This window comes from Microbacterium sp. PI-1 (assembly GCF_004337555.1).
Lineage (GTDB): Bacteria > Actinomycetota > Actinomycetes > Actinomycetales > Microbacteriaceae > Microbacterium > Microbacterium aurugineum.
On record NZ_SJYZ01000012.1, the window covers coordinates 1 to 25,625 of the forward strand.

A 25,625-nucleotide genomic window follows, 5' to 3' on the forward strand; every position below is an offset into this window, starting at 1 on the left:
CCCAGCCGAAGCTAGACGAGGATAATTTGGCATTTGACAAGTGCACGCTGTTGAGTTCTCAAGGATCGGATGCTCCCACGACCCAGTCATCACAACCAGGCCCGCAGGGCAACTTCTCTATCTTACCCACCCCATCCCGCTTGTCAAATCGGCGCGCCGTGCAGATCAGTGATCCGCAGCGCAGCTGTTGACAGCCGCAGAAGGGTGGATTCCCTATCCTAGACGCAAGCGCCAGATCTCTCAAGAGAGAGTGGAAGGGATTCGTTCTCCGCTTGAGGGGGGTGAAGCTCTCGGCTCCTCCGCGTCCCTGTGGGGCGAACAAGTAATAAGTTACGTGGGTTCCCGGGTTCTGGCAAATCGAGGGCCACCGCCCGGGCGTGTCGACGCCTCGCCCGTCGGGTTTCCACCGGATCAGGGGACGTTTCGGCTGCGTCAGGTGCGGCGGAGTACGATCGCGCCATGTCCACGCCCCCGGATGAGCCGCTCCTCGAGACGGCGCACGCACATGCGGATGACGACGATCGTCGGGGCTCGCGTGACGGCGGTGAGCTGTTCGAGCGTGTGCTCGGTGAGCTCGGGATCGCGGTCACTGACCGGTCGTCTGCGGCGCGCCCTGTCGTCCCGCTCTCCTCACGGCTGGACACGGCCGCTCTCGCCTGGGCCAGTGTCAGCGCCGTGATGGTCGCCGCCGGTCGCTCACCCGAGGACCTCGACCCCGCGCGGGTCGCCGTCGCGTACGGAAGCGACCGTGTGCTCACCCTCGACGGCGCCGCTCCGCCGGTGTGGTCGCCGTACTCCGGGTTCTGGCGAACCTCCGACGGCTGGATCCGCACCCACGGGAACTACCCCCATCACGCCGCCGGCCTGCGCGCAGGTCTCGGCCTGCAAGAAGGGGCAGGTGCCGAGGCGGTTCGCGACGTGCTCGCGGAGCAACAGAGCGCACCGGCGGTCGCCGCCATCACGGCCGCAGGAGGCCTGGCCGTTCGGGTGATGGCGGAGGCCCCCGCGACCGACCGGCTCCTCGGTGCGCGCCCGCTGCTCGAGATCAACCGCGTGGAGGCAGTGTCGCCCTCCCCCTTGTCGCGCTCGACACCGGCCGATGCCCGTTCAGAGCACCGTCCCCTCCAGGGAATGCGCATACTCGACCTGACGAGGGTGATCGCCGGCCCCGTGTGCACGCGGACACTCGCGCTGCTCGGTGCCGATGTCCTGCGGATCGATCCACCGCAGCTGCCCGAACCGGAATGGCAGCATCTCGACACGGGACACGGCAAGCGGTCCGCGGTGCTGGATGCGCGTGACCTGCAACTGGAGGAGCTGATCGAGCGGGCCGATGCCGTCGTCCTCGGATACCGTCCGGCCGCGCTCGATCGGCTCGGGCTGAATCCGGAGGAGCTCGCCCGCCGCCACTCCGGGCTGGTGGTCGCCCAGCTCAGCGCCTGGGGCACGGAGCATCCGGATCGGGCTGGATTCGACAGCCTGGTCCAAGCCGAGTCCGGCATCGCGCTCATCGAATCACCCGATGGCGACCGCCCGGGAGCACTCCCCGTGCAGGCCCTCGATCACAGCGCCGGCTACCTCCTCGCGGCCGCGGTGACGACGCTGCTTCGACAGCGTCCTCCACGCCCGGATGGCTCGTGGGTCGTTCGGACATCGCTGCGCCGGGTCGCCACAGAACTCCTCCAGATGCCTCGACGTCGGCAGCCGAACGCGGCACGCGGCTTCGCCGTCGATCCTCACGTCGCCCGCTTCGTCCTCGGAGACACGAGCCTCACGACCGCTCGTCCGGCCCTGCCAGGATTCGAGTTCGACGCTCCCCACCCCTGGGGGTCGGATCAGGCCCGCTGGTGACGACGCCCGCGCACCGCGAGCACGACGCAGAGCACCACGGTGATCACGCCCCAGAGCGCACACGCCGGAGGCAGCACACGGTAAGCGAGGTGCTGAACCGTGAACTCCGCATCGAGCGGACCGAACACGGCGAGACCCACCGCCCAGGCTCCGACCAGGATGACCGGCAGCGACACCCACCACGCCAGGCGGACCCCGTGCGGGATCGATTGCGCGGTGTCCAGCCGCGGCACACGACGACGGAGCCAGAGCAGCGCCCAGATCCCGATGATCGCGAGACCGATCAGGCTCGATCCGTGCTGAAGCCACTTGAACCCAGGAAGCGGGCCCCACATCTCATCGAGAGCGGGGATCTGCTGCACACCCCATCGGCCCTCATGCGTGAACAGGTCCCACACGATGTGTGAGAGCACACCGATCAGGAACGACACCGCGAGAAGGACCGGATACGAGCGCTTCTCCCCCACCCCGACGGCTCGTCCCGCCGCGGCAGCCCCACCCTCACTCCACTCACGGGGAAGTCGGCGGGCCAGCCAGAGCGGAGCGAGCTCGGGTACCGCGGGGCGCAGCAGCACACGCCACACCAGGAACAGGACGAACGCGAGCAGCGCCGTCCACAGCACGTTCCCGAACGTGTGGGTGAAGGTGTAGTTCAGTCCGACGCCCCGCACGAACAGCGGAAGATCCGGGGTCATCGCACCGATCGCGATCGCCGCGGGCACCAGGGGCGTCCGCACGAACGGCAGCGCGACGAGCGCGTGGCTGGGAGTGAACGGCATCCGTCTGGATCAGCCGATGAAGACGCCGGCGAGGGTCTTCTTGCCGCGACGCAGCACCGACACGCCTCCGGGGAGCGTCCCCCGGACGGTGGCGGCCTCATCTTCCACGCGTTCGCCGTCCAGCGTCACGCCACCCTGGCCGATCGCGCGCCGAGCCTCGGAAAGGCTCGCCACGAGTCCGGTCGCCACCAGCGCTTCAGTCACCGGGGTATCCGCGGCGACCGTGGCATTCGGGAGTTCCTCGAGCGCGGTGCGGAGCGTGCCGGCATCGAGCGCAGTCAGGTCCCCCTGCCCGAACAGTGCCTCGGATGCGGCGATCACAGCTGCGGTCGCATCGATGCCGTGCACGGTCGCGACCACCTCGAGCGCGAGACGCTTCTGAGCGGCGCGACGGAACGGCTCCGTCTCGACGAGCGCGGCGTACTCCTCGATCTCGGCCCTGCCGAGGAACGTGAAGACCTTGAGCCTGTCGATGACGTCACTGTCCGCCGTGCTGAGCCAGAACTGGTACATGCGGTACGGGCTGCACATCGCGGCATCGAGCCAGATGGCGTTCCCTTCGCTCTTGCCGAACTTGGTCCCATCGCTGTTCGTGATCAGCGGGGTGCCGATCGCATGCACGGAGACACCTTCGGCGCGCCGGATCAAGTCGGTGCCGCTGGTGAGGTTGCCCCACTGGTCGGATCCACCCGTCTGCAGTACGCAGTCGTACTGGCGGTACAGCTCGAGGAAGTCCATCCCCTGAAGGATCTGGTAACTGAACTCGGTGTAGCTGATGCCTTCGTCGGAGTTGAGGCGCGCGGCGACCGCATCCTTCTTCAACATCGTGCCGACGCGGAAGTACTTGCCGATCTCGCGCAGGAAATCGATCGCACTCAGCGGCGCGGTCCAGTCCAGGTTGTTGACGATGCGAGCCGCGTTTTCCCCCTCGAAGCTGAGGTAGCGCTCGACCTGCGTCCGCAGGCGCCCGACCCACTCCTCGACGGTCTCCCGCGTGTTCAGGGTGCGCTCCGCCGTGGGGCGGGGGTCGCCGATGAGTCCGGTCGATCCGCCGACGAGCCCGAGCGGCTTGTGTCCGGCGAGCTGGATGCGACGCAGCGTCAGCAGCTGCACGAGATTGCCGAGGTGCAGGCTGGGTGCCGTCGGGTCGAAACCGCAGTAATACGTGATCGGGTCCCCCGCGAGAAGGGCGCGCAGCGCCTCCTGGTCGGTGGACACATGGACCAGGCCACGCCACACGAGCTCGTCCCACACGTTCTCGAACGTGGGGTCGATCGCCTGGGGTGCGGTCGTCAGATCAGCAGTTGACACGCGCTCCAGGCTATCAGCGCGGGCAGGGGCGAATCGCCTCACAGCGGTCCGTCGAGGAGAGCGATCTCGTCGACGGACAGGGCGATCGCGGCGGCGTCCATCGCGACCTCCAGCTGGTCGAGCTTGCTGCCACCGAGGATCGGGCGGATGCCCCGCGCGAGCTGCCATGCCAGCACGATCTGACCCCGTCCGAGACCCCGTGCGTCGGAGACCTCATCCAGCGCGGCGAGCCGACGTGCGGTTCCCGGGTGCTCATACACCTCGGGCACGGGCTTCGCGGGGTTGTCGTAGGCGCCGGAGAGCAGCGGGGTGTAGGCCCAGATCTCGATCCCGTTCGCCACCGCGAAGTCCCGCTGCTCGTCGCTCAGCACGCCGAAGGGATGGGCCACCCCGGGCGGAAGCGTGCCCGGGCGCGTGCGCAGGTACGTGCTGTTCAGCTGGAGCGCGTCGATGGGGGTGCTTCCGAGGGACTTCGCGTGCGCACGGGCACGCTCGATGCGCCAGGCCGGGTGGTTCGAGGCGCCGACGCGGCTCACGGTGGCGTCGGCGGTGAGCGCCGCGAGAGCATCCACGGTCTCCTCGATCGCCACCGTCCGGTCCTCCTGGTGGAGCCAGAGCAGATCGATCCGGTCGATGCCCAAACGCTCGAGGCTCCCCTCGACGGCAGCGCGGATCGCACGCGGAGAGAGCCCGGCCCGGTGCTCGGGCCACGACCCCGGCCACAGGGGCTCGGCGCCGACCTTGGTCGAGATGCGGATCTGCTGCCGTGCATGTGGTCGCGCCGCGAGCCACCGTCCGAGCACCTCCTCGGACGCTCCGCCCTGCCCCGTGTCGCTCACCCAGAAGCTGTAGCAGTCGGCGGTGTCGATCCAGACTCCTCCGCGCTCGACGAAGCGGTCGAGCAGAGCGAACGAGGTCTCCTCATCGACGAGTGTGCCGAAGGACATCGCTCCCAGGACGAGCGGGGATACAGGGGTGTTCCGAGTGGTCATGACCTCACTCTGCAACCTGGAGTGCGCTCCAGGTCAAGCTCTATGCTCGGACCATGACCACGTACACGCCGGCGGAGGCTGCGGCACGCTCCGGTTTCAGCATCGACACACTGCGCTACTACGAACGCGAGGGCATCCTGCCCGCGGTGTCTCGCACGGCCGGCGGCCATCGCGCGTACACCGATACCGAGCTCGGACTCCTGGAATTCCTCAAGTGCCTCCGGGAGACCGGTATGCCGGTGGAACGCCTGCGTCGCTACGGCCAGCTCTGCCAGCGCGACGACACCGTTCCGGAGCGGATAGCTCTTCTCGAAGAGCACGCCGCGACAGTCGAGAAGCAACTCGCCGACGTTCTCGCGCAGCAGCGGCGTCTCCAGGAGAAGCTGGACTGGTACCGGTCGTCGAACTGACTCCGTCAGCTGTGCGCCGCCCACCAGACCAGGAAAGCGGCGCCGAGGGCGATCACCCAGCTGACGAGGCTGCCGACGAGGAAGTACTCCGCCCGAGCACCGGTTTCGCCGTCTCGGGAGATCTCCGGGAATCGGACGATGCCCTTCGCGGCGAGCATCGCGGCGAGGATCGGATACGCCGCAGCGAGAGTGAGGATCAGGACGAGGATGCGCTCCAGCGGTCCGATCAGTCGTCCGCCCTTGAATCCGCCGCGAGGATCGCGGGGTGCTGACGCCACCTCAGCATCTGTCTGCGTGGCGGCGGCAGTTTCACTGGCGGCGGCGGCTTCTGCGGCGGCGGCGGTGTCGGCGACCGCTGTCACCGGCGTCGCGGCCGGGTCTGCCGGGCGCCAGGTGTGCTCCCCGTCGAGCGCCGCACGGACCACGAGGTTCGCGGATTCCAGGAGGAACACCCCGGCACCCAGTGCCAGCAGAGCAAGATCGAAGGGGACTTCTCCGAACGGTGACCGGAGGCGCCAGACCACGCCGACCATGCCGGCGTCTGGACGAGCACCGAGCCCGACGACGGCACCGACGCTCACGACCGCGAGCAGGACGGCGGGCCAGAACCTCAGAGGGGCGGGGCGCTCGGTGGGCATGCTCCACACCCAGAGCGCTCCGACCACCAGCGCGAGCGCCATGGGGAGAAGCGCGTCGCTGACGCTGCCGAGCAGGAGCAGGACCACAGTGACGGTGAGGTAGCCGATCCACCGGCGCGGGGCGAATTGACGCACCAGGTCGGCGGCGCCGACCGCCAGCAGGATGAAGCCGGCGACGATCATGCGCGGTCCCCTCGAAGCGCGGCCACTCCCTCGATGAGCGCGGCCGTGCCCGCGGTGCGCAGCGACTTCGAGACGCTGGGCTGCGTGATCCCTTCCTCGGCCGCGAGCTCCTGCTGCGATCGACCGAGCAGACGGCCGTAGGCGAGTCGCCGTTCCCGCTCGCTCATCGCGCCAACCAGCTCGTCGCGGACGAGGAGGTAGGCGTTCGATGCGGCGATCGTGCTCTCCATGACCTCATCCTGCCCCGGGGCTCCGACAATCCAGGACCGCGTGCGCGGCACGGCGCGACCCTCGCGCTCATGCACGGTCTCGATCGCGGCGCGGGCCGCGTACCAGCCGGGTCCGTCCGCGAGCTCGCGATGGACGGATTCGACCGGACGCACCTCCCCCACCCCGATCCCGAACCGGAAGGCGATACCGTCCGGCAGCCGCAGCTGGATCATCAGGACCGACACCATCGCGTCGCTCAGATCGAGGTAGACACCCTGTTGCTCGTCTCCTACGGTGGGCGTGAGCGGCTGCGCGGCCAGCGGGAAGTCGACCTCGACCCTGGCTATGGTGTCGTCGAGGACGTGCTGCGCGGCGGTGCGATCGTCGAGCCGGCGAGAGCCCACGATGTCTGCGAGTACCGCGATGACCATGGCATAACCATAACACGCATAACTCTCGACTTATTCTCTATTTGGCTATATTCTGCGAACATGCCTGAATCGCACATCATCCCCTGGTCCCACGGAACATGGACCACCGCCCCCGCCTCCCCCTCCGGTCTCCCCGACGGCTCGGCTCCCCTCGACATCACCGCCGTGGAGGGCAGCGACGCCTGGCGGCACACCGCCTACGGCTTCGTGCACGACACCGAGCACGCCCTGCTCGCACCCCTCGCGGTCGGCGAGGCGATGGAGGTGTCGTTCCGCGCGCCCTGGGACGGACAGTTCGACCAGGCGGGTGTCTTCGTGCGGATCGACGACGAGCACTGGATCAAGACCGGCCTGGAGTACGCCGACGACCACCTCGGACTCGGCGCCGTGGTCACCGCCGGGGGCTCCGACTGGTCGGTCGGTCACGTCGATGAGTGGCTCGAGAGCGAGATCACGGTACGCGTCAGCCGCTGGGCGGACTCCGTGATCGTGCGCGCCCGCGCCGATGACGGACCGTGGCGTCTCGTTCGGGTCGCCCCGTTCGACGGCACGGCGACGGCATCCGCCGGACCGTTCCTCGCCGCGCCCACGCGCAGCGGACTCACGGTCCGGTTCACCCGGTGGGAACGGTCGTCGGCAGACACCGACCTCCACTGATCCGCTGCGGGCCGGCGGCCCCGCCGTCGGCTAGAGGCCGAGGGCGTGGGCGGCCGCCTGCGCGCGAGCGATGAGCTCGGCGCGCTGCTCGGCGACCCGCTCCGGAGCGGTGCCGCCGACGCCGGTCCGCGACCCGACCGAACCCTCGATCGTGAGGACCTCACGCACCTCGGGCACGAGATGCGGGGACACCGAGAGCAGCAGCTCATCGGAAGCGTCCTCCAGTCCGATCCCCTGCTCCTCGCACGCGCGCACGAGCGCACCCGAGATCTCATGGGCGTCGCGGAAGGGCACCCGGCGCTTCACGAGCCACTCGGCGACGTCGGTCGCGAGCGAGAAGCCCTGCGGTGCGAGTTCCGCCATCCGCGCGGTATCGAAGCGGAGCGTCGCGATCATGCCGGCGAACGCGGGGAGCACGACCTCCAGCGTCTGCACCGAATCGAAGACCGGCTCCTTGTCCTCCTGCAGATCGCGGTTGTACGCGAGCGGGAGGCCCTTCAACGTGGCCAGCAGTCCCGACAGGTTGCCGATGAGACGGCCGGACTTGCCCCGGGCGAGCTCGGCGATGTCGGGGTTCTTCTTCTGCGGCATGATGCTGGAACCGGTCGAGTACCCGTCATCGAGGGTGACGAAGCCGAACTCGCGGGTGTTCCAGAGGATGATCTCCTCGGAGAGGCGCGAGAGATCGACACCGGTCATCGCCGTGATGAAGGCGAATTCGGCGACGACGTCACGAGCGGCAGTGCCGTCGAGCGAGTTCTCGGCCGGACGGTCGAGGCCCAGCTCCGTCGCCACGAGCACGGGATCGAGACCGAGCGTGGAACCCGCCAGCGCTCCCCCGCCGTAGGGCGAGACACCGGCGCGGCGACGCCAATCCACGAGCCGCTCCAGCTCCCGAACCAGCGGCCACCCGTGCGCCTGCAGGTGGTGGGCGAGCAGGACGGGCTGTGCGTGCTGCAGATGGGTGCGCCCGGGGAGGATCGCCGTCGGGTGCGCCTCCGCCTGGGCGACCAGTGCGTCGACGACGCGCAGGATGTCTCGCGCGATGACCCGGGCGTGGTCGATCAGATACATGCGCACGAGCGTCGCGATCTGGTCGTTGCGGCTGCGACCTGCGCGCAGACGCCCGCCCAGCTCCGGTCCCAGCTCGGCGATCAGTGCCTGCTCGAGCGCACCGTGCACATCCTCGTCGGTCGGCACCGGGCGGAGGGAACCGTCTGCGACACGGCGAGCCACGGCATCCAGCCCCTCGTGCATCCGTCGCGCCTCGTCGGGTTCGAGGTATCCCGCGGCCTCGAGCGCGGTCGCATGGGCATGCGAGCCGGCGATGTCGTACGGAGCGAGGATCCAGTCGAAATGTGTGGAACGGCTGAGCTCGACCAGCTCGGGCGAGGGCCCGGTGGCGAAACGTGCACCCCAGAGCGCCCCCTCGTTGGTGCCTTCATGCGTCGAGTCGGTCATCACGCGTCCTTCTTGCCGAGCAGCCACACGAGAAGCGCCTTCTGCGCATGCAGCCGGTTCTCTGCTTCATCCCAGACGACGCTCTGCGGTCCGTCGATGACCGAGGAATCGACCTCGTAGCCGCGGTCCGCCGGGAGGCAGTGGATGAAGATCGCCTCCGGGTCGGCGAGCGTCATCGTCTCGGGGGTGACCTTGTAGCCGCCGAGGTCACGGATGCGCGCGATCTTCTCCTCCTCCTTGCCCATCGAGACCCAGGTGTCGGTCACGACCACGTCGGCCCCGGCGGCGGCCTCGACCGCGTCGGTGTACAGCGTGATCGATCCGCCGGTCTCGGCCGCACGGCGGTCGGCTGCCTCGATGACGTCGGCGCGCGGCGCATAGTCCTCGGGCGACGCGATGCGCACGTGCATCCCCGCCGTCACGCCGGCGAGGGCGTAGGAATGCGCCATGTTGCTCTGCCCATCACCGAAGAACGTGAGCGTGAGACCCTTCAACTCGCCCTTGTGCTCACGAATCGTCAGCAGATCAGCGAGCAACTGGCAGGGGTGGAAGTCGTCGGAGAGCGCATTGATCACCGGCACGCGCGTTCCGGCGGCCATCTCCTCGAGTCCGGACTGCGCGTAGGTGCGCCAGACGATCGCGGCGACCTGGCGCTCCAGCACGCGTGCGGTGTCGGACGGTGTCTCCTTGCCCCCGAGCTGACTGCTGGCGGTGGAGATGATGAGCGGCGAGCCACCGAGGTCGGCGATGCCCACCGCGAACGACACCCGGGTGCGCGTCGAGGACTTGTCGAAGATCACCGCGACGGTCTGCGGCCCCGCAAGACTCTTGTCCGCCCAGCGGTCCTTCTTCAGTTCGAGGGCGAGGTCGAGGATCTCGGCCTGCTCGGCGGGCGTCAGGTCGTCGTCACGCAGCAGGTGGCGGGTCATGCGGATACCTTTCCGGAGAGGGAAGCCTGTACGTCGGCGAGGGCAGCGGTGAACAACTCACGGAACTCTGCGAGCTCGGCGTCACCGATCGTGAGGGCGGGCGCGATGCGGACCGTCTCCGGATTGGCGGCGTTGACGATGAGGCCGCGCTCCTGAGCGGCGGCGACCACGGCTCCGGCCACCGGCGCGGACAGCGCCACGCCGATCAGCAGACCGCGTCCGCGCACGCCGTCGACGAGCGGGGAGTCCATGCCGAGCAGGAACTCACGCAGCTCGGCGCCCCGGCGGGCGGCGTTCTCGACCAGCCCGGCACTCTCGATCTCGGCGAGCACCGCGTCGGCGACCGCAGTCGCGAGCGGGTTCCCCCCGAAGGTGGAGCCGTGGGACCCCGGCGTGAAGAGCGCGCTGGCGGAACCGTAGGTGACCAGAGCACCGATCGGGAAGCCACCACCGATGCCCTTGGCCAGGGTGATCGCGTCGGGCGTGATGCCCTCATGACTGAATCCGAACCATGCACCCGTGCGGCCGGCACCGGTCTGGATCTCGTCGACGATCAGCAGCGCGCCGTGCGCGAGGGTCAGCGAGCGTGCAGCGGCGAGGTAGCCCTCTGGCAGCTCCACCACACCGGCCTCGCCCTGGATGGGCTCGACGATGACGGCGGCCACCCGATCATCCATCGCCGCCTGCAGCGCCTCGATCGTGGCCGGAATGTGCTCGACACCACCCGGCATCGGCTCGAAGGGCGCGCGCATCGAGGTCTTCGCCGTCAGGGCGAGCGAGCCCATGGTGCGTCCGTGGAAGCCGTTCTCGAGCGCGAGGATGCGCGGCCGTTCGACGCCGCCGTGCAGACGGGCGAGCTTGAACGCGGCTTCGTTCGCTTCCGCACCGGAGTTCGAGAAGAAGACGCGTCCGTCGATCCCGGCACCAGCGAGGCGCTTGAGACGTGCGGCGAGGGCGAGCTGGGGCGGAGTGGCGAAGTAGTTCGACACGTGGGCGAGCGTCGCCGCCTGGGCCGACACCGCCTCCACGAAGGCCGGGTGCGCATGCCCGAGGGAGGTCACCGCGATTCCCGCGAGGAAATCGAGGTGGCGTCGGCCGTCGGCATCCCACAGGTACGAACCCTCGCCGCGGACCAGCAGCGCGAGCCGCTCCCCCGCGTTGAGCACGAGATCGCGTGCCGCATCGTCCTGCCAGACGGTCATGCCGTCACCTCATTCCTTCCCAGGACCACTTCGGTCCCGATTCCTTTGCTGGTGAAGAGTTCGACGAGCACCGAATGCGGCACCCGTCCGTCGATGATCGCCGCGGCATCGACGCCGCCCTCGACCGCGTCGAGACACGCGCGCATCTTCGGGATCATCCCCGACTCGAGCGTCGGAAGCATGTCGATGAGGGCCTCCGATGTGAGGTGCGAGACGAGCGAGTCGCGGTTCGGCCAATCGGCGTAGAGTCCGGGCACGTCGGTGAGGATCACGAGCTTGCGGGCGTTCAGAGCAACCGCCAGCGCCGCCGCCGCCGCATCCGCGTTGACGTTCAGCGACTGACCGGGGTGGTCGAGGTCGGGCGCGATGCTCGAGACCACGGGGATGCGCCCGGCCACGAGGTGGTCGTGCACCGGGGTCGGGTCGACTTCGACGACATCGCCGACGCGTCCGAGATCGACCTCTTCTCCATCGATCACGACGCCGCGACGGCGTCCGCCGAAGAGACCGGCGTCCTCACCGCTGAGCCCGGTGGCGATCGGCCCGTGGGAGTTGATCTTGGAGACGAGCTGCGGGTTCACCTGACCGGTGAGCACCATGCGCACGACGCTGATCGCCTCGGTGTTGGTGACGCGGTAGCCGCCCTTGAACTCACTCGGGATCTCGAGGCGTTGCAGCATGTTCGAGATCTGCGGACCGCCGCCGTGGACGACGACCGGCAACACCCCGACGTACCGGAGATACGCGATGTCCTGCGCGAAGGCGTCCTGCAGCTCTTCCGAGACCATCGCGTTGCCGCCGTACTTGATGACGACGATCTGATCGCGGAACTTCTTCAGCCACGGGAGGGACTCGATGAGGGTCGTGGCCTTCTGCGCGGCGACCTCGGCCGGAGTGTCCTGGATGTCGGTCATGAGGCGTACGCGCTGTTCTCGTGCACGTAATCGTGCGTGAGGTCGTTGGTGAGCACCGTGGCCGCGGCCTCGCCCGACTTCAGATCGATCACGACGTGGGTGGCGCGCGGGGTGAGGTCGACCTCTTCCCGCGGACGGTCGGGACCGCCTTCGGTGCACACGCGGACGCCGTTCATCCAGACGTCGACGTCATAGGGATCGAACTGCGCGTGCGTGGTGCCGATCGCGGCGAGCACACGTCCCCAGTTCGGGTCGTTGCCGAAGATCGCCGCCTTGAAGAGGTTGTTGCGTGCCACGGACCGGCCGACCTCGACCGCGTCCTGCTCGGACACCGCCTGCCGGACCTCGATCGTGATGTCGTGGCTCGCGCCTTCCGCGTCACCCTGCAGTTTCACCGCGAGTTCCTGACACAGGTCCCTGAGGGCGGCGGCGAAGTCGTCGAGGTCCGGGGCGACCTCCGAGGCACCGTTGGCGAGAAGCGTGACCTGATCGTTGGTCGACATGCACCCGTCCGAATCGAGCCGGTCGAACGTCTTCCCGGTCGCTCGGCGCAGGGCCTCGTCGGCCTGCAGCGGTTCGAGGACGGCATCGGTCGTGATCACCACGAGCATCGTGGCGAGTCCGGGCGCGAGCATCCCGGCCCCCTTGGCCATGCCGCCGATGGTCCAGCCGTCGCGGCTGATCACCGCCGTCTTCGCGACCGTGTCCGTGGTCATGATCGCGTGAGCGGCGTCGTCCCCGCCGTCTGCGCTGAGCTCGGCGATCGCCTGCTCGGTGCCGGCGAGCACCCTCGCCCGGAAGGTCTCGTCTCCGGTGCCGATGAGCCCCGTGGAGCAGATCAGCACGTCGCCGGCGCTGACCCCGAGGAGTTCGGCTGCCTTCTCCGCGGTCTGGTGCGTCGTCTGGAAGCCGAAGGAGCCGGTGAAGCAGTTCGCCCCTCCGGAGTTGAGCACGACGGCTTCGACAACGCGATCGGCCACGGCCTGCTGCGACCAGATGATCGGATTCGCCTTGGCACGGTTGCCGGTGAAGACGGCGGCGCCGACCTTGCGCGGTCCCCGGTTGACGACGACGGCCACGTCCGGCTTGCCTGTCGACTTGAGTCCTGCGGCGACACCGGCCGCTTCGAATCCTGCGGGGGCGGTGACGCTCATGGCGCGACTCCGTTCAGTGAGAGGGCGCGGGCCTCGGGCAGTCCCAGCGCGATGTTCATGGATTGGATGGCAGCGCCGGCGGTGCCCTTGACGAGGTTGTCGACGGCGGTGACCACGGTGACGCGGTTGGCGGAACGGTCGATCGCGAGACCGATCAGTGCGGTGTTCGCGCCGATCACGTCGGCGGTCCGCGGGAATCGTCCTTCCGGGAGCAGCTGCACGAAGGTCTCCTCCCCGTACGCGCTCTGCCAGGCGTCCCGGATCTGCGCATCGGTCGCGCCGGACGCGATCGGCGCCGTCGAGGTCGCGAGGATGCCGCGCGACATCGGGACCAGCACCGGGGTGAAGGAGATCCGGATGCCGTCGGGGTCTGCGCCCGAGGCTGCGGCGAGCGCCTGACGGATCTCGGGAATGTGCCGGTGGGTTCCACCGACGGCATACGGGTTCGCGGATCCGAGGATCTCGCTCGCCAGGAGATTCGTCTTGAGGCTCTTCCCCGCACCGGACGGGCCGACCGCCAGCACCGAGACGATGTCGGAGGCGTCGATGACCCCGGCGGCCACTCCCGGGGCGAGGCTGAGGCTCACGGTGGAGGCGTTGCAGCCGGGAGCGGCGATGCGCGTCGCACCCCGGAGGTGCTCGCGCTGCTTCACGCCGTCGACCAGGAGTTCCGGCACGCCGTAGGTCCACGCCTCATGGAACGCACCGCCGTAGAACGCGTCCCAGGCCGCGGCCGACGTGAGCCGATGGTCGGCTCCGGCGTCGATCACGAGCGGGGCGTCACCCAACGCGTCGGTGTACTGACCGGACTGTCCGTGCGGGAGCGCCAGGAAGACGATGTCGTGGCCGGAGAGGATGTCCGGTGTGGTCTCCTGCAGCGTGAGGTGCGCCAGGGAGCGCAGGTGCGGCTGGTGATCGACGAGGGGTTGCCCGGCGTTCGAATGCGCCGTGACGGTGCGGATCTCCATGTCGGGATGGTCTGCCAGGAGGCGTAGGATCTCGCCGCCTGCGTAGCCGGATGCGCCGGAGACGGCGACGGAATACGTCATGCTTCTACCTTAACGGTCGGGTCTTCCTCGAAAGGAGGACCGAGGGGCGGGGCCGGAGGCGGCGACACCGGCACTCACCGCCGAAAGGGGGCAGGCAGGAGGGCGGGGTCGCCTACAGTCGGCGGCCGCGGCGTCGGCGCACAGCGATGACGCTCGGAGCGAGCGTCGGAGAAGCGGTGGCGGCCGAAGGCATGTCGCGACAGTAGCGCGGCCCCGGCGGCCACCGCAAATCCGGGCCGTCATCCGGCGGGCGAGAACTCCATCGGTGCGGCGAAGAAGGCCAGCTCGTGCGCGCTCGAGACCTCGAACACGCGGCTCATCCTCGCGCGGGTCGCGGCGTCCGCCCGTGCGGCCGCCCCGGAGGCGTAGAGGATCGCCGTCTCGGTCGCCTCCTCGAACGCAGGGTCGGCGTATGTCGCGAGCCAGGAGGCGAAGGGATGCTGCGGATCCCGCGCGTACTCGCCGAACTCGCCGGCATGCAGGCGCCGGCCGAGGTCGGTGTAGAGCCAGAAGCACGGAAGGACGGCTGCGACGATCTCGGCGTAGTCGCCACCGAATGCGACCGACCTGAGGTGATCGAGGTAGGCCGTGGTCGCCGCCGACGGTTCCGCGGCGAACGTCGCAGCGCTCACCCCCTGCTGCGGCGTCAACCACGACGCATGGAGTTCGAGCTCGCCCACGATGGACCCGTGGGCGGAGTGCGCCCAGAACGCCTGCTCAGCCGATGTCGGGGCTCGTCGCGCCGCCTCCGACAGCACCCGGGCGTACTCGCGCAGGTACAGGGCATCCTGCGCGAGGTACGCGAGGAAGGGCTCGCGCTCCAGCGAGCCGTCTGCAAGGGCACGGATGAACGGCAGCTCGTCGATCTGTGCGCGGACGTCGGCGATGCGCTCCCACCACTCGGCAGCGACCTCCGACGCAGCGACCTCCGAGACAGCGACCTCCGACGCAGCGACTCCGCTCGTCGTGTCCGCCCGCGCCCACAGTCCGGCGAAGTGGTTGATGGGGCCGTGCCCGCGACCCACCCGCAGTGCTTCCCCCGCACGGAGCGATTCACGCAGCCAGCTCCGCGCCGCGCGGACCGCCTGCTCCGGCTCCAGACCCCGTGCCAACAGCGTGGCGAGGGCAGAGGAGAGCGAGCAGCCGGTGCCGTGGGTGCTCGAGGTGACGATACGCGTCCCGCTGTACTCCTGACGTCGCCCGTGACGAGCGTCGATCAGCGCATCCGGGGCGTCGTTCCCCGCGAGATGTCCGCCCTTGACCAGCACGGCGACCCCGACATCCGTCGACAGGTCTTCCGCAGCGGCGATCGCCTCCGACCAGTCCCCGACGTCGCGCCCCGAGAGCACGGCGAGCTCGGCCAGGTTCGGGGTCACGAGCGTGGCGCGACGGAGCAGATCCCGCAGTTCCCGCTCCGCATCCGGCTCCAGGAGCCGATCCCCCGAAGTCGCCACCATCACCGGATCGAGGACGACGATCGGCGGACGGGCTCGGTCGAGCCAGGCAGCGACCGTCCGGATGACCTCGGCGTCGGCGAGCATCCCGATCTTCACCGCGTCGATCACGATGTCATCCGACACCGCGTCGAGTTGGGCGCGGAGGAACTCTGCCGGCGGCACGTGCACGCCGCGCACGCCCTGGGTGTTCTGCGCGGTCAGCGCGGTGAGCACGGCCATGCCGTATCCGCCGTTGGCCGCGATCGACTTGATGTCGGCCTGGATCCCTGCGCCGCCGGACGGGTCGCTCCCGGCGATGCTCAGCACACGCGGAACGGAACCTGCGAGCCACCGTCGCCGGAAAGCACGGGCGGTCGCCGCGGGGTCTTCCGCCGTGCACAGCGCCGAGACCACGGCGATGCCGGCTGCACCGGCATCCCGCAATGCCTCGGCATCGTCGAGCCCCACGCCGCCGATCGCGACGCACGGGAGTGGACTGCGTGCGACGAAGTCACGGAATCCGTCGACTCCGAGCGGCGCCGGGTGATCCGGTTTCGTCGCGGTGGGACGGATCACACCGACACCCAGGTAGTCGACCGTCCCCACCGGCAGGGCGAGAACGGCCTCGAGGTGCGCGGCACTGTTCGCCGTGAGGCCGATCAGCGCATCGGGTCCCAGTACCTCGCGCGCCCGCCGCACGGACGCATCGCCCTGCCCCAGATGCACGCCGTCGACGCGCGCACCCCGTTCGCGGGCGGCGACGGCAGCATCCAACCGGTCGTTCACGACGAGGAGCGCCCGTCCGTCGATCGCCCGCGACACCGCGATCAGCTGTTCGACGATCTCGGCCTCCGTCGCCGTCTTGTCCCGCACCTGGACGATGCGCACACCACCCTCCACAGCCTGACGGACGGTCTCGACGACACCACGATCACCGCAGAGTTCGGGATCGGTCACGAGATAGAGCGAGAGATCGGCGGTCACCGTGCACCGCTCTCGACGCGAGCCTCGGCGACGAGGTCTTCCGGGCGCAGCGCTGCGAGTGCATCCAGCAACGAGACCGCGAAACTGCCCGGACCCCGCGCTGTCGTTGCGGCATGCTCGGCGGCGATCGTGTATCCGAGGCTCGCGGCGGCGACCGCCGTGAGCGCATCGTGCCCCGTCACCCTGGCGGCGCCGAGGAGCGCGGCCATGACTGCGCCGAGGGCACAACCGCCACCGGTGACCCTGGTCAGGAGCTCGTGACCGTTCGCGAGTCGCAGGATCCGCTCGCCGTCGGTGAGGAGATCGACCGGACCCGAGACCGCGACCACGGCACCCGTCCTCGTCGCCAGGGCAGCCGCCGCGTCGGCAGCGGCATCCGTGCTGTCCGTCGCGTCGACACCTCGGCCACCCGCGCTGACGCCGGCGAGGGCGAGGATCTCGGAGGCGTTGCCTCGGATCGCGGTCGGTCGCTGATTCGCCAGGTCATGCGCCAGCGCCGTGCGGATCGGCAGGGTGCCGATCGCGACCGGATCGAGCACCCACGGTGTCCCGGACGCGGTCGCGCCGGCGACGGCTTCGACGATCGCAGCCCGCTGCTCCGGCGTGGGCGTGCCGAGGTTGATCAGCAGGCCGGAGGCGACCCCGGCGAACAGCTCGGCCTCGCCGACGATGTCGACCATCGCGGGTGCCGCACCGGCGGCGAGCAGCACGTTGGCCGTGAACCCCGTGACGACCGCGTTGGTGATGCAATGCGTCAAGGGCGGAGCCTCACGCACCACCTCCCACAGCGCCGCGGCGGAGCCGACGAGATCGGTGGTGGATTCAGGACGCAGAAGATCGCTCATCGCGACATCCCTTCGCTAGTACGAACTAGATCAGGTTCGACGGGTCTGTTCTCAGCCGCGGATGCCGCACCCCGTGTCACTGCTCGCAGTCTAGCGATCGGTCAGGAGCGCGCGTTCCTCCGCCCGGGTGAGTCCGGCACGGCGCGGCCGATCGACGCCGCGGGCGCGCTCGTCGACGAGGACCCGCCCGATCGTGTCGGCGAGGGCGCGGAGCGAGCCTCCCGACGCACGGAACGCTGCGTTGGACCGCGTCATGAATCCCGTCATCTCCGGCGGCAGCCACAGCGGAAGCGAACGCGGTCCGGCCCAGTGCTCGACCTCCCGAGCGACGAGCCAGTCCTCGTCAGCGACGACCGTGTCACCGGTGTGCCCTGCTGCCGAACGTACCGCCTCCAGCACGTCGGAGAGCGAATGCCTGTCACCGATCGCGTTCACCACGCCGCTCCGAGTCGCCGTGACGATGAACTCGGCCAGGTCGTCGACATCGATCACCTGCGCAGCTCTCCCCTCGAGCGGTGGCAGCAGCACCGGCTCCGCGCCGGCGCGCGTGAACGCCGCCGCCCAGTATCCGAACCTGTCGCTCGGATCTCCGTCCCCGACGATGAGCCCGGGGCGCACGATGAACGCCCGCGCTCCGAGCGCCGAGACGGCGTCTTCGGCCGCGGCCTTCTGCGCCCCGTACTCGTAGGCGTCTCCGGGACGGGCGGGCGGATGACGGGGAGCTGATTCGTCGGCCCCGACCGTCTCATCATCGGCGTACACCGACATCGAGGACACATAGGTCCACCGTGCCGTGCGCGCACCGAGAGCGTCGACGGCACGAGCGACGTGCGACGCCTGCGAGGAGATGTCGACCACATGGTCCCAGTCGCGCTGCGCGAGTGCGTCGTAGGCCTCGGCGGCCTCCCGGTCTCCGGGCACGAGCTCGGCACCCTCGGGCGCCGGTCGCGTTCCGCGGGCGAGACAGGTCACTGCCGCACCGGCATCGACCCATCGACGCGCGATCCGCCCCGAGAGCCAGCCCGTACCGCCGAGGATCAGCACATTCGACATGGCTTCATGTCAGCAGGAATCGACCACCCGCGAAAGAGCTTCCGCTCAGAGCAGATCGCGCCGGAGGTCGTGCTCAGTCGCGCAGCGCCGCCCCGAACCGTTCGGCCGCCACCGCGACGCCCGCGAGCTTGGCCTCGGTGGCCTCCGCAGCGGTGAGGGTGCGGTCGTCGGCGCGGAACCGCAGGGCGAACGTCAGGCTCTTGGAGCCTTCCGGCACCCCCTCCCCGCGATAGTCGTCGACGAGACGCACGGACTCGAGCATCGCACCGGCGCCCTCGGCGAGAGCCGCCTGCACATCCGCGGCGGGCACCTCGGCCGACAGCGTCAACGAGACGTCCTGCGTGGCAGCAGGGAACGTCGACAGCGACGCGGCCACGACACGGCCGCCCGCGAGCGACAGGACGCGGTCGAGGTCCAGCTCGAACACGGTCGCACGGCCGGGGAGGTCGGCGCCCTCCGCCACCGCGGGGTGCAGCTCGCCGACGTAGCCGACCTCTTCCCCGGCGATCCGGAGGGATCCGGTGCGGCCGGGGTGGAGTGCGGCACGCTCGGCCTGCACGACGTCGATCTCGACTCCGGCGGCGGCGGCGATCACACGGACGGCGTCCAGCGCCTCGACCAGACCGGCGGGTTCGGCCGGGCGACCGGGCTGGCGCGGTGACACGTGGCCGGTGAGCAGCGCCGAGACGAACCGGTGCTGCGGCGGGATCGAGGCGTTCAGCGCGGCGAGCGTCTCTTCCGACGGGCGCTCCCCCAGGGGCGGCACATCCTCCGTGCCGTACTCCACACCGGGCTCGGGCAGGAACACGACACCGGTCTCGAAGATCGCGAGGTCGGTGAGCCCGCGCGAGATGTTGCGGTGCGCGGTCTGCAGCAGACCGGGGATGAGCGATCGACGCAGGGAGGGCGCCTGACCATCGAGCGGATTCGCCAGGCGGATGCTCGGCAGGTGCTCCCCCGACGCGGAACCGTGCAGGTCGTTCTGCACCTCGGTGGTGAACGGGAACGACGGTGTCTCGACGAGCCCCGCGGCGGCCAGGGCATCGGCCACGCGACGGCGACCCTGCTGATGCGCGGTGAGCCCGCGACCGGACGGCGGCGTCGGCAGCACCGAGGGGATGCGGTCGAGCCCGTGGATGCGGGCGACCTCCTCGGCGAGCGTCCACTTGTCGGTCAGGTCGGGACGCCAGGTCGGCGGGATCACGATCCAGCCGGACCCTGTCTCGGAAGCGGTGACGTCGGCGCCGATGGTGGTCAGCGCCCCGGTGATCTCGTCGTCGGTGTAGTCGACGCCGATCAGACCCTGCACGAATCCGGCCGGGAGCTCGATCTCGCCGACGAAGACCTCGGCGAACAGTGCGCCGCCTTCCTCGGTGAGCGTGCCGCCGGCGAGCTCGACCATCAGGTCGGCCGCCCGGCGCGCGGCCGCGAAGGGGATGAGCGGGTCCACGCCGCGCTCGAAGCGCTTGGACGCCTCGCTGGGCAGCTTGTGACGGCGTGCCGAGCGGGCGATGGTCGTCGGGTCGAAGGTCGCGGCCTCGATGAGCACGTTCCTGGTGGTGTCGCTCATCTCCGTCGTGCCGCCGCCCATGACACCGGCGAGGCCGATCGGACCCGACTCGTCGGTGATGAGCAGGTCTTCCACGTGCAGCGCGCGCTCGACGCCATCGAGCGTGGTCATCTTCTCGCCCGGGGTCGCACGTCGCACGGTGATGCCGCCGGTGAGCTTGTCGAGGTCGTATCCGTGCAGCGGCTGGCCGAGTTCGAGCATCACGTAGTTGGTGATGTCGATCAGCACGCCCAGCGAACGCATACCCGCGAGGCTGAGCCGCGCGACCATCCACGGCGGAGTCGGACGCGAGGGGTCGACCCCCCGGACGACGCGGGTCACGAACTCGCTCGCACCGACACGGCCGCGGACCGGCGCGGTGTCGTCGACCACGGTGGTGTGGCCGGTGCCCGGCTGCAGTTCGGCGAAGTCACGCTCGGCGGGATCGCGGAAGTCCGCCCCGGTGGCGTGCGCGTATTCGCGGGCCACACCGCGCAGCGAGAACGCGTAGCCGCGGTCAGGCGTGACGTTGATCTCCACTGCCACGTCGTCGAGACCGAGCAGCGCGATCGCGTCGGTACCGACAGGAGCATCGATGCCGAGATCGGACAGCACGACGATGCCGTTGTGCTCGTCGCCGAGGCCCAGCTCCCGCGCGGACGCGATCATGCCGTCGGAAACGTGACCGTAGGTCTTCCGTGCGGCGATCGGGAACGGGCCGGGCAGCACGGCACCGGGCAGCGTCACGACGACCTTGTCACCGGCCACGAAGTTGTGCGCACCACAGACGATGCCGCGGATGCCGCCGTTCGCCTCGCCCACATCCACCTGGCACCAGTTGATGGTCTTGCCGTTGGACTGCGGCTCGGCCTCAAGCGACACGACCTGTCCGACCACCACGGGACCCGTGATGTCGAAGCGGTGCACGTCCTCCTCTTCGAAGCCGACGGTCACCAGCGCGCCGAGGACGTCCTCGGGCGTGGCATCCGCTGCCAGATCGACGTATTCACGCAGCCACGAAAGCGGGACGCGCATCACACCACCATCCCGTACTGCTCGCTGAATCGGACATCACCCTCGGCCATGTCGCGCATGTCCTGGACGTCACTGCGGAACATCAGGCCCCGCTCGATGCCCATGCCGAACGCGAAGCCGCTGTACTCCTCCGGATCGATCCCGGCCGCGCGCAGCACGTTCGGGTTGACCATGCCGCAGCCGCCCCACTCGATCCAGCGCGCGCCGCCCTTGAAGGTCGGGTGCCACAGGTCGAGCTCGGCGGATGGCTCGGTGAAGGGGAAGTAGTTGGTGCGGAAACGCGTCTTGGCCTCGGGGCCGAAGAGCAGCTTCGCGAAGTGATCGAGCGTGCCCTTGAGGTGCGCCATCGTGATGCCCTTGTCGATCACGAGGCCCTCGAACTGGGTGAACACCGGCAGGTGCGTGGCGTCGAACTCATCGGTCCGGTACACCCGCCCGGGGCACAGCACGTAGATCGGCACCTCGCGGTCGAGCATCGAGCGCACCTGCACGGGACTCGTGTGGGTGCGCATCACGAGATGGCGCGATGTCGGGTCCACGTAGAACGTGTCCTGCTCCTGACGCGCGGGGTGATCGACGTCGAAGTTCAGGGCGTCGAAGTTGAACCACTCGTGCTCGAGCTCCGGTCCCTCCGCGATCTCCCAGCCCATGCCGACGAAGATGTCGCAGACCTGGTCCTGGAGGAGCGTGAGCGGGTGCCGGGCACCGACGCGGGTGCGAGACGGCACGGCCGTGATGTCGATGCGCTCGGCCTCGAGTCGCGCAGCGACCTCCGCCTCGGCGAGCTCGGCCTCCTTGGCGGCGAGCGCCTTCGTCACCTGCCCGCGCCCCTGCCCCACGAGCTTGCCGAACGCGGCCTTATTCTCGGGGGCGACCTGTCGCATGGAGGCGTTCAGGACGGCAAGCGGCGATCCGTCGGCAACGTGTGCGGCGCGGGCCGCCTTCAGCTCGGCGGTGTCGGCGGCTGCGGCGATGGCCGCGAGGGCATCGGCGACCGCGGCTTCGACCGCTTCCGGGGTGATTTCAGGAGACTCTGACACGAGAGTCGAGTCTACCGGCGCGTCGCCCCACCGACCGACGGCGCAACCGGATCAGATGCCCTGAGGCGGTGGTCCGCCGAACCCGCCCCCACCGCGCTGCAGCGTGATCAGCTCGGTATCGGTGCCGTCCTGGTGCGGACGCGGATCCACGCCGCCGGCCGGAACGCCGTCGTGCCCACGCGGCGAGCGTCGGGTGCGGATCTCCAGCCACTTGGCGATCCCGGAGAGGATCAGGCACATGATGATGTAGATGCCGCCGATGACGAACGCCGACTGCAGCACGGGGCGTCCCTGCTGAGACGTGAGCTGCTTCGCGAAGTAGAGGAGTTCGGGGTACGTGATGATGAAACCGAGCGCGGTGTCCTTCATCGTCACGACCAGCTGGGCCACGATCACGGGGAGCATCGCCCGGATCGCCTGTGGCAGCAGGATCAGGCGCATCACGCCGCTCTTGCGCAGACCGATCGCGTAGCCGGCCTCCTTCTGCCCTCGGGGCAGGGATTCGACGCCGGCGCGGAGCACCTCGGCGAGGACGGATCCGTTGTACGCCATGAGCGCGATGACGACGGCCCAGTACGGGTCCATCTTGACGCCGGCGACGGGCAGACCGTAGTAGAGCAGCATCATGAAGACGAGGACCGGCACGGCTCGGAAGATCTCGGTGATCGCCGTGACGGGGACACGCACCCAGGCATGATCGGACATCCGACCGATGGCGAGCACGAATCCCAGCGCGATGGCGAGGATCGCTGCGAGCCCGAACGCCGCGAGAGTTCGGCCGAGCGCACCGAAGATCTGCTCCCAGACGGCGCTGAAGGTGAAGACGTACCACCGGGACGCGTCGAACTGTCCGCTCACGTAGAAGCGGTAGCCGATGAACCCGAGCAGGGCAAGCACCACGACGACGGTGGCGACACCGATCAGACGGTTGCGCAGGATCGCCTTGGGGCCCGGGACGTCGTACAGGACGGAAGTCATCGCGCGATCCTCCACTTGTTCTCGAGATACCGTTGGAGCCAGCTGAGGAGCAGGACGAGCGCGACGAAGATGACGGCCACCCAGAGCAGCACCGAAAGCGCATTCTCTCCGCGTTCGCTGAGGTAGGAGCGGACGGCTCCGAGCTCGAGGATCGAGAAGCCCGCCGCGACGGTCGTGTTCTTCAGAAGCGCGATGAAGACGCTCATCATCGGTGGCACGACCGAGCGGAACGCCTGCGGGAGGACGACCAGAGTCATCACCTGTCCGAACGGGAGGCCGATCGCCCTGGCCGCCTCCGCCTGGCCGACGGGGACGGTGTTGATACCGGCGCGCAGCACCTCCGCCACGTACGTGGCCGTATAGATGCCGATGGCCAGGATGCCCAGCACTGTGGTGCTGAGCTTCGGCAGCCCGAGCTGCGGGTAGCCGAAGATGAAGAAGAAGAAGACGAGGGTCAGCGGGGTGTTGCGGATCAGGTTCACGTACACCGTGCCGACACCGCGCGCGATGGGCACGGGTGAGACGCGGGCCGCCCCGACGATGATCCCGAGGATGAGCGCGAGCAGTCCACCGCCGAAGAAGATGATCAGCGTGTTCTTGAGCGCTTCGCCCCACAGGTCGAGGTTTCCGAAGATGACGTCCACGCCACCCTCCCCTTCACGATTCGGAGAGGGGGCGGCCCTGGAGCCGCCCCCTCTGTTCGATCAGTCGACGGCCGGCTGGCTGACTTCGATGCCGGACGATCCGAGGTTCTTGTCGAAGATCGCCTGCCAGATATCGCCGCCGTCGGTGAACATCGTGTTGATGAACTCCTGCAGCGCGGCGTCGTCCTTCGCCAGGCCGACACCGTAGCGCTCCTCGGTGAAGGGCTCACCGACCACCTTCAGGTTGTCGGGGTCCTGAGCCGCGTAGCCGATGAGGATGGCCTGGTCGGTCGTGACCGCCTGGACCTCGCCGGAGAGCAGCGCCTCGACACAGGCCGAGTACAGGTCGAACTCCTTGGTGGGGACATCCGGGTAGTTCTCGCGGATGTTCTGGATGGGCGTGGAGCCGGTGGCCGAGCACACGGTGGTGTCGGCGTTCAGGTCGTCCTCGCTCTTGATGGTGTCGTCGTCGGCCGCGACGAGCAGTCCCTGCCCGGTGATGAAGTACGGGCCGGCGAAGGCGATCTGCTCCTTGCGCTTGTCGGTGATCGAGTACGTGCCCACGTAGTAGTCGATGTCGCCGTTCACGATGGCCTGCTCGCGGTTGGCGGAGGCGATCGGCTTGAACTCGATCTTGTCCTCGTCGTAGCCGAGCGAGGCGGCGATCCAGCGGGCGATGTCGACATCGAATCCGGTGCGCTCACCGGTGGTCACGTCGAGGTAGCCGAGACCGGGCTGGTCTTCCTTGACACCGATGACGACCTGGTCGCGGTCCTTGATGTTGTCGAACGTGGGGCTGCCCTCGAGCTGGACGTCGGTCGCGACCTCGAACCAGGTGCTGTCCTCTCCGGCGTCACCGCCATCGGTGCCACCGGGCGTTGACGGGCTGCCGCTGTTGCAGGCCGTGAGCGCGAGCAGTGCTGTCGCCGCGATTCCGATGCCCGCCAGTGTCCGTGTGCGTCGCATGTGCGTCTCCTTCGTGTGCTGTGTGTGCAGGGTCTGTGTGGTCGGTGTGTGGGCCGTCAGTGCGTGAGGAGCTTCGAGAGGAAGTCCTTGGCGCGGTCGCTCTTCGGGTTCGTGAAGAACTCCTCGGGCTTGGCTTCCTCGACGATCCGTCCGTCGGCCATGAAGACGACGCGATCGGCGGCCTTGCGAGCGAAGCCCATCTCGTGGGTGACCACGATCATCGTCATGCCGTCCTGGGCCAGCTCGACCATGACGTCGAGGACCTCGTTGATCATCTCCGGGTCGAGGGCGCTGGTCGGCTCGTCGAACAGCATGACCTTGGGCTGCATGGCCAGCGCACGGGCGATCGCCACGCGCTGCTGCTGACCACCCGAGAGCTGAGCCGGGAGCTTCGACGCCTGCTGCTCCACGCCCACGCGCTTGAGCAGGAGCATCGCCTCGGCTTCGGCATCGGCCTTCTTGAGCCCACGGACCTTGATCGGACCGAGGGTCACGTTCTCGAGGATGGTGAGGTGGGCGAAGAGGTTGAACGACTGGAACACCATGCCGACGTCCGCCCGCAGGTGAGCGAGCCCCTTACCCTCGGCGGGCAGCTCCTTGCCGTCGATGCGGATGCTGCCGCTGGTGATCGTCTCGAGGCGGTTGATCGTGCGACACAGCGTCGACTTGCCGGAGCCGGACGGGCCGATCACGACCACGACCTCTCCCGGGTTCACGCTCAGGTCGATGTCGGTGAGCGCCTGGAACTCGCCGTAGTGCTTCTGGACGTTCTCGACCACGACGAGCGGGGTATCAGAGGTCATCATTTCTCCAAGCTAGCCACGTCGTACCCCGGGTTCCAGGGTCATCGGTGAGATTTACACGTTCGTAATCACCTGATCGCGGCACCAATGCAGCTCTGCATGGGTACCCCACGGCCCGCCC

General features: G+C 69.0%; 23 protein-coding genes and 1 riboswitch. Of the genes, 3 read left to right on the forward strand and 20 right to left on the reverse strand.

The window, feature by feature from the left end; genetic code table 11:
* Window positions 1-459 precede the first annotated feature (459 nt).
* Window positions 460-1,851: a CoA transferase gene (locus E0W80_RS11325; RefSeq protein WP_131492591.1), complete on the forward strand. Its 1,392-nt coding sequence runs from the start codon at window positions 460-462 to the stop codon at window positions 1,849-1,851.
* Here the strand turns inward: E0W80_RS11325 and E0W80_RS11330 are convergent.
* Genes E0W80_RS11330 through E0W80_RS11340 form a run of 3 tightly spaced genes read right to left on the reverse strand, consistent with a single transcriptional unit; the run spans window position 1,836 to window position 4,933 of the window.
* The gene (locus E0W80_RS11330; protein WP_131492593.1) at window positions 1,836-2,630 is read right to left on the reverse strand and encodes a DUF4184 family protein; all 795 of its coding nucleotides are present in this window, start codon (window positions 2,628-2,630) and stop codon (window positions 1,836-1,838) included. The two genes, E0W80_RS11325 and E0W80_RS11330, sit on opposite strands and share 16 nt — an antisense overlap.
* 9 nt (window positions 2,631-2,639) lie before the next feature.
* Window positions 2,640-3,941 (reverse strand): tyrosine--tRNA ligase, encoded by a 1,302-nt coding sequence (gene tyrS / locus E0W80_RS11335; RefSeq protein ID WP_194239266.1) that lies wholly within the window; start codon window positions 3,939-3,941, stop codon window positions 2,640-2,642.
* Between the two features lie 38 nt (window positions 3,942-3,979).
* Entirely contained in the window at window positions 3,980-4,933 is a 954-nt protein-coding gene (locus E0W80_RS11340) for an aldo/keto reductase (protein ID WP_131492595.1), read from the reverse strand.
* A gap of 53 nt (window positions 4,934-4,986) precedes the next feature.
* Between E0W80_RS11340 and E0W80_RS11345 the strand changes: the two genes are divergently transcribed.
* On the forward strand, window positions 4,987-5,343 hold the full coding sequence (locus E0W80_RS11345; RefSeq protein ID WP_047524351.1) for a MerR family transcriptional regulator: 357 nt from the start codon (window positions 4,987-4,989) through the stop codon (window positions 5,341-5,343).
* Between the two features lie 5 nt (window positions 5,344-5,348).
* Here the strand turns inward: E0W80_RS11345 and E0W80_RS11350 are convergent, their stop codons facing one another.
* Both E0W80_RS11350 and E0W80_RS11355 read right to left on the reverse strand, forming a co-directional pair.
* Entirely contained in the window at window positions 5,349-6,164 is an 816-nt protein-coding gene (locus E0W80_RS11350; RefSeq protein WP_131492597.1) for a hypothetical protein, read from the reverse strand.
* The gene (locus E0W80_RS11355) at window positions 6,161-6,805 is read right to left on the reverse strand and encodes a SatD family protein (protein ID WP_131492599.1); all 645 of its coding nucleotides are present in this window, start codon (window positions 6,803-6,805) and stop codon (window positions 6,161-6,163) included. Before E0W80_RS11355 ends, E0W80_RS11350 begins: the two co-directional genes overlap by 4 nt.
* 60 nt (window positions 6,806-6,865) lie before the next feature.
* On the opposite strand from E0W80_RS11355, the gene E0W80_RS11360 reads away from it, so the two are divergent.
* Window positions 6,866-7,462 (forward strand): DUF1349 domain-containing protein, encoded by a 597-nt coding sequence (locus E0W80_RS11360; protein WP_047524348.1) that lies wholly within the window; start codon window positions 6,866-6,868, stop codon window positions 7,460-7,462.
* 30 nt (window positions 7,463-7,492) lie between these two features.
* Here the strand turns inward: E0W80_RS11360 and argH are convergent, their stop codons facing one another.
* The 15 genes from argH to E0W80_RS11435 all read right to left on the reverse strand — a co-directional run bounded on the left by argH (window position 7,493) and on the right by E0W80_RS11435 (window position 25,504).
* Complete coding sequence (argH, locus tag E0W80_RS11365; RefSeq protein ID WP_131492600.1) at window positions 7,493-8,923, reverse strand: argininosuccinate lyase; 1,431 nt, start codon at window positions 8,921-8,923, stop codon at window positions 7,493-7,495.
* On the reverse strand, window positions 8,923-9,852 hold the full coding sequence (gene argF / locus E0W80_RS11370) for an ornithine carbamoyltransferase (protein ID WP_131492602.1): 930 nt from the start codon (window positions 9,850-9,852) through the stop codon (window positions 8,923-8,925). Before argF ends, argH begins: the two co-directional genes overlap by 1 nt.
* Window positions 9,849-11,054, reverse strand: a complete 1,206-nt coding sequence (locus E0W80_RS11375; protein WP_131492604.1) for an acetylornithine transaminase — start codon at window positions 11,052-11,054, stop codon at window positions 9,849-9,851. The genes argF and E0W80_RS11375 overlap by 4 nt, the downstream gene beginning before the upstream one ends.
* On the reverse strand, window positions 11,051-11,968 hold the full coding sequence (gene argB, locus E0W80_RS11380; protein WP_131492606.1) for an acetylglutamate kinase: 918 nt from the start codon (window positions 11,966-11,968) through the stop codon (window positions 11,051-11,053). The genes E0W80_RS11375 and argB overlap by 4 nt, the downstream gene beginning before the upstream one ends.
* Window positions 11,965-13,122: a bifunctional glutamate N-acetyltransferase/amino-acid acetyltransferase ArgJ gene (gene argJ, locus E0W80_RS11385; protein WP_131492608.1), complete on the reverse strand. Its 1,158-nt coding sequence runs from the start codon at window positions 13,120-13,122 to the stop codon at window positions 11,965-11,967. Before argJ ends, argB begins: the two co-directional genes overlap by 4 nt.
* Window positions 13,119-14,171: an N-acetyl-gamma-glutamyl-phosphate reductase gene (gene argC / locus E0W80_RS11390; protein ID WP_131492609.1), complete on the reverse strand. Its 1,053-nt coding sequence runs from the start codon at window positions 14,169-14,171 to the stop codon at window positions 13,119-13,121. Before argC ends, argJ begins: the two co-directional genes overlap by 4 nt.
* Before the next feature lie 239 nt (window positions 14,172-14,410).
* On the reverse strand, window positions 14,411-16,591 hold the full coding sequence (locus tag E0W80_RS11395; protein WP_131492611.1) for a bifunctional hydroxymethylpyrimidine kinase/phosphomethylpyrimidine kinase: 2,181 nt from the start codon (window positions 16,589-16,591) through the stop codon (window positions 14,411-14,413).
* Complete coding sequence (thiM, locus tag E0W80_RS11400) at window positions 16,588-17,436, reverse strand: hydroxyethylthiazole kinase (protein ID WP_131492613.1); 849 nt, start codon at window positions 17,434-17,436, stop codon at window positions 16,588-16,590. Before thiM ends, E0W80_RS11395 begins: the two co-directional genes overlap by 4 nt.
* Window positions 17,427-17,520, reverse strand: a riboswitch (TPP riboswitch). (Overlaps the previous gene by 10 nt.)
* Window positions 17,521-17,526: 6 nt before the next feature.
* Window positions 17,527-18,489, reverse strand: coding sequence for an NAD-dependent epimerase/dehydratase family protein (locus E0W80_RS11405; protein ID WP_131492614.1), 963 nt, complete (start codon window positions 18,487-18,489; stop codon window positions 17,527-17,529).
* A gap of 73 nt (window positions 18,490-18,562) precedes the next feature.
* The gene (gene pheT, locus E0W80_RS11410) at window positions 18,563-21,073 is read right to left on the reverse strand and encodes a phenylalanine--tRNA ligase subunit beta (RefSeq protein ID WP_131492616.1); all 2,511 of its coding nucleotides are present in this window, start codon (window positions 21,071-21,073) and stop codon (window positions 18,563-18,565) included.
* The gene (gene pheS, locus E0W80_RS11415; protein WP_047524337.1) at window positions 21,073-22,113 is read right to left on the reverse strand and encodes a phenylalanine--tRNA ligase subunit alpha; all 1,041 of its coding nucleotides are present in this window, start codon (window positions 22,111-22,113) and stop codon (window positions 21,073-21,075) included. Before pheS ends, pheT begins: the two co-directional genes overlap by 1 nt.
* 51 nt (window positions 22,114-22,164) lie before the next feature.
* Window positions 22,165-23,091 (reverse strand): amino acid ABC transporter permease, encoded by a 927-nt coding sequence (locus E0W80_RS11420; RefSeq protein ID WP_131492618.1) that lies wholly within the window; start codon window positions 23,089-23,091, stop codon window positions 22,165-22,167.
* Window positions 23,088-23,735: an amino acid ABC transporter permease gene (locus E0W80_RS11425; RefSeq protein ID WP_047524336.1), complete on the reverse strand. Its 648-nt coding sequence runs from the start codon at window positions 23,733-23,735 to the stop codon at window positions 23,088-23,090. Before E0W80_RS11425 ends, E0W80_RS11420 begins: the two co-directional genes overlap by 4 nt.
* Before the next feature lie 60 nt (window positions 23,736-23,795).
* Window positions 23,796-24,701: a glutamate ABC transporter substrate-binding protein gene (locus tag E0W80_RS11430; RefSeq protein ID WP_047524335.1), complete on the reverse strand. Its 906-nt coding sequence runs from the start codon at window positions 24,699-24,701 to the stop codon at window positions 23,796-23,798.
* A gap of 56 nt (window positions 24,702-24,757) precedes the next feature.
* Entirely contained in the window at window positions 24,758-25,504 is a 747-nt protein-coding gene (locus E0W80_RS11435) for an amino acid ABC transporter ATP-binding protein (RefSeq protein WP_194239376.1), read from the reverse strand.
* Window positions 25,505-25,625: the final 121 nt, after the last annotated feature.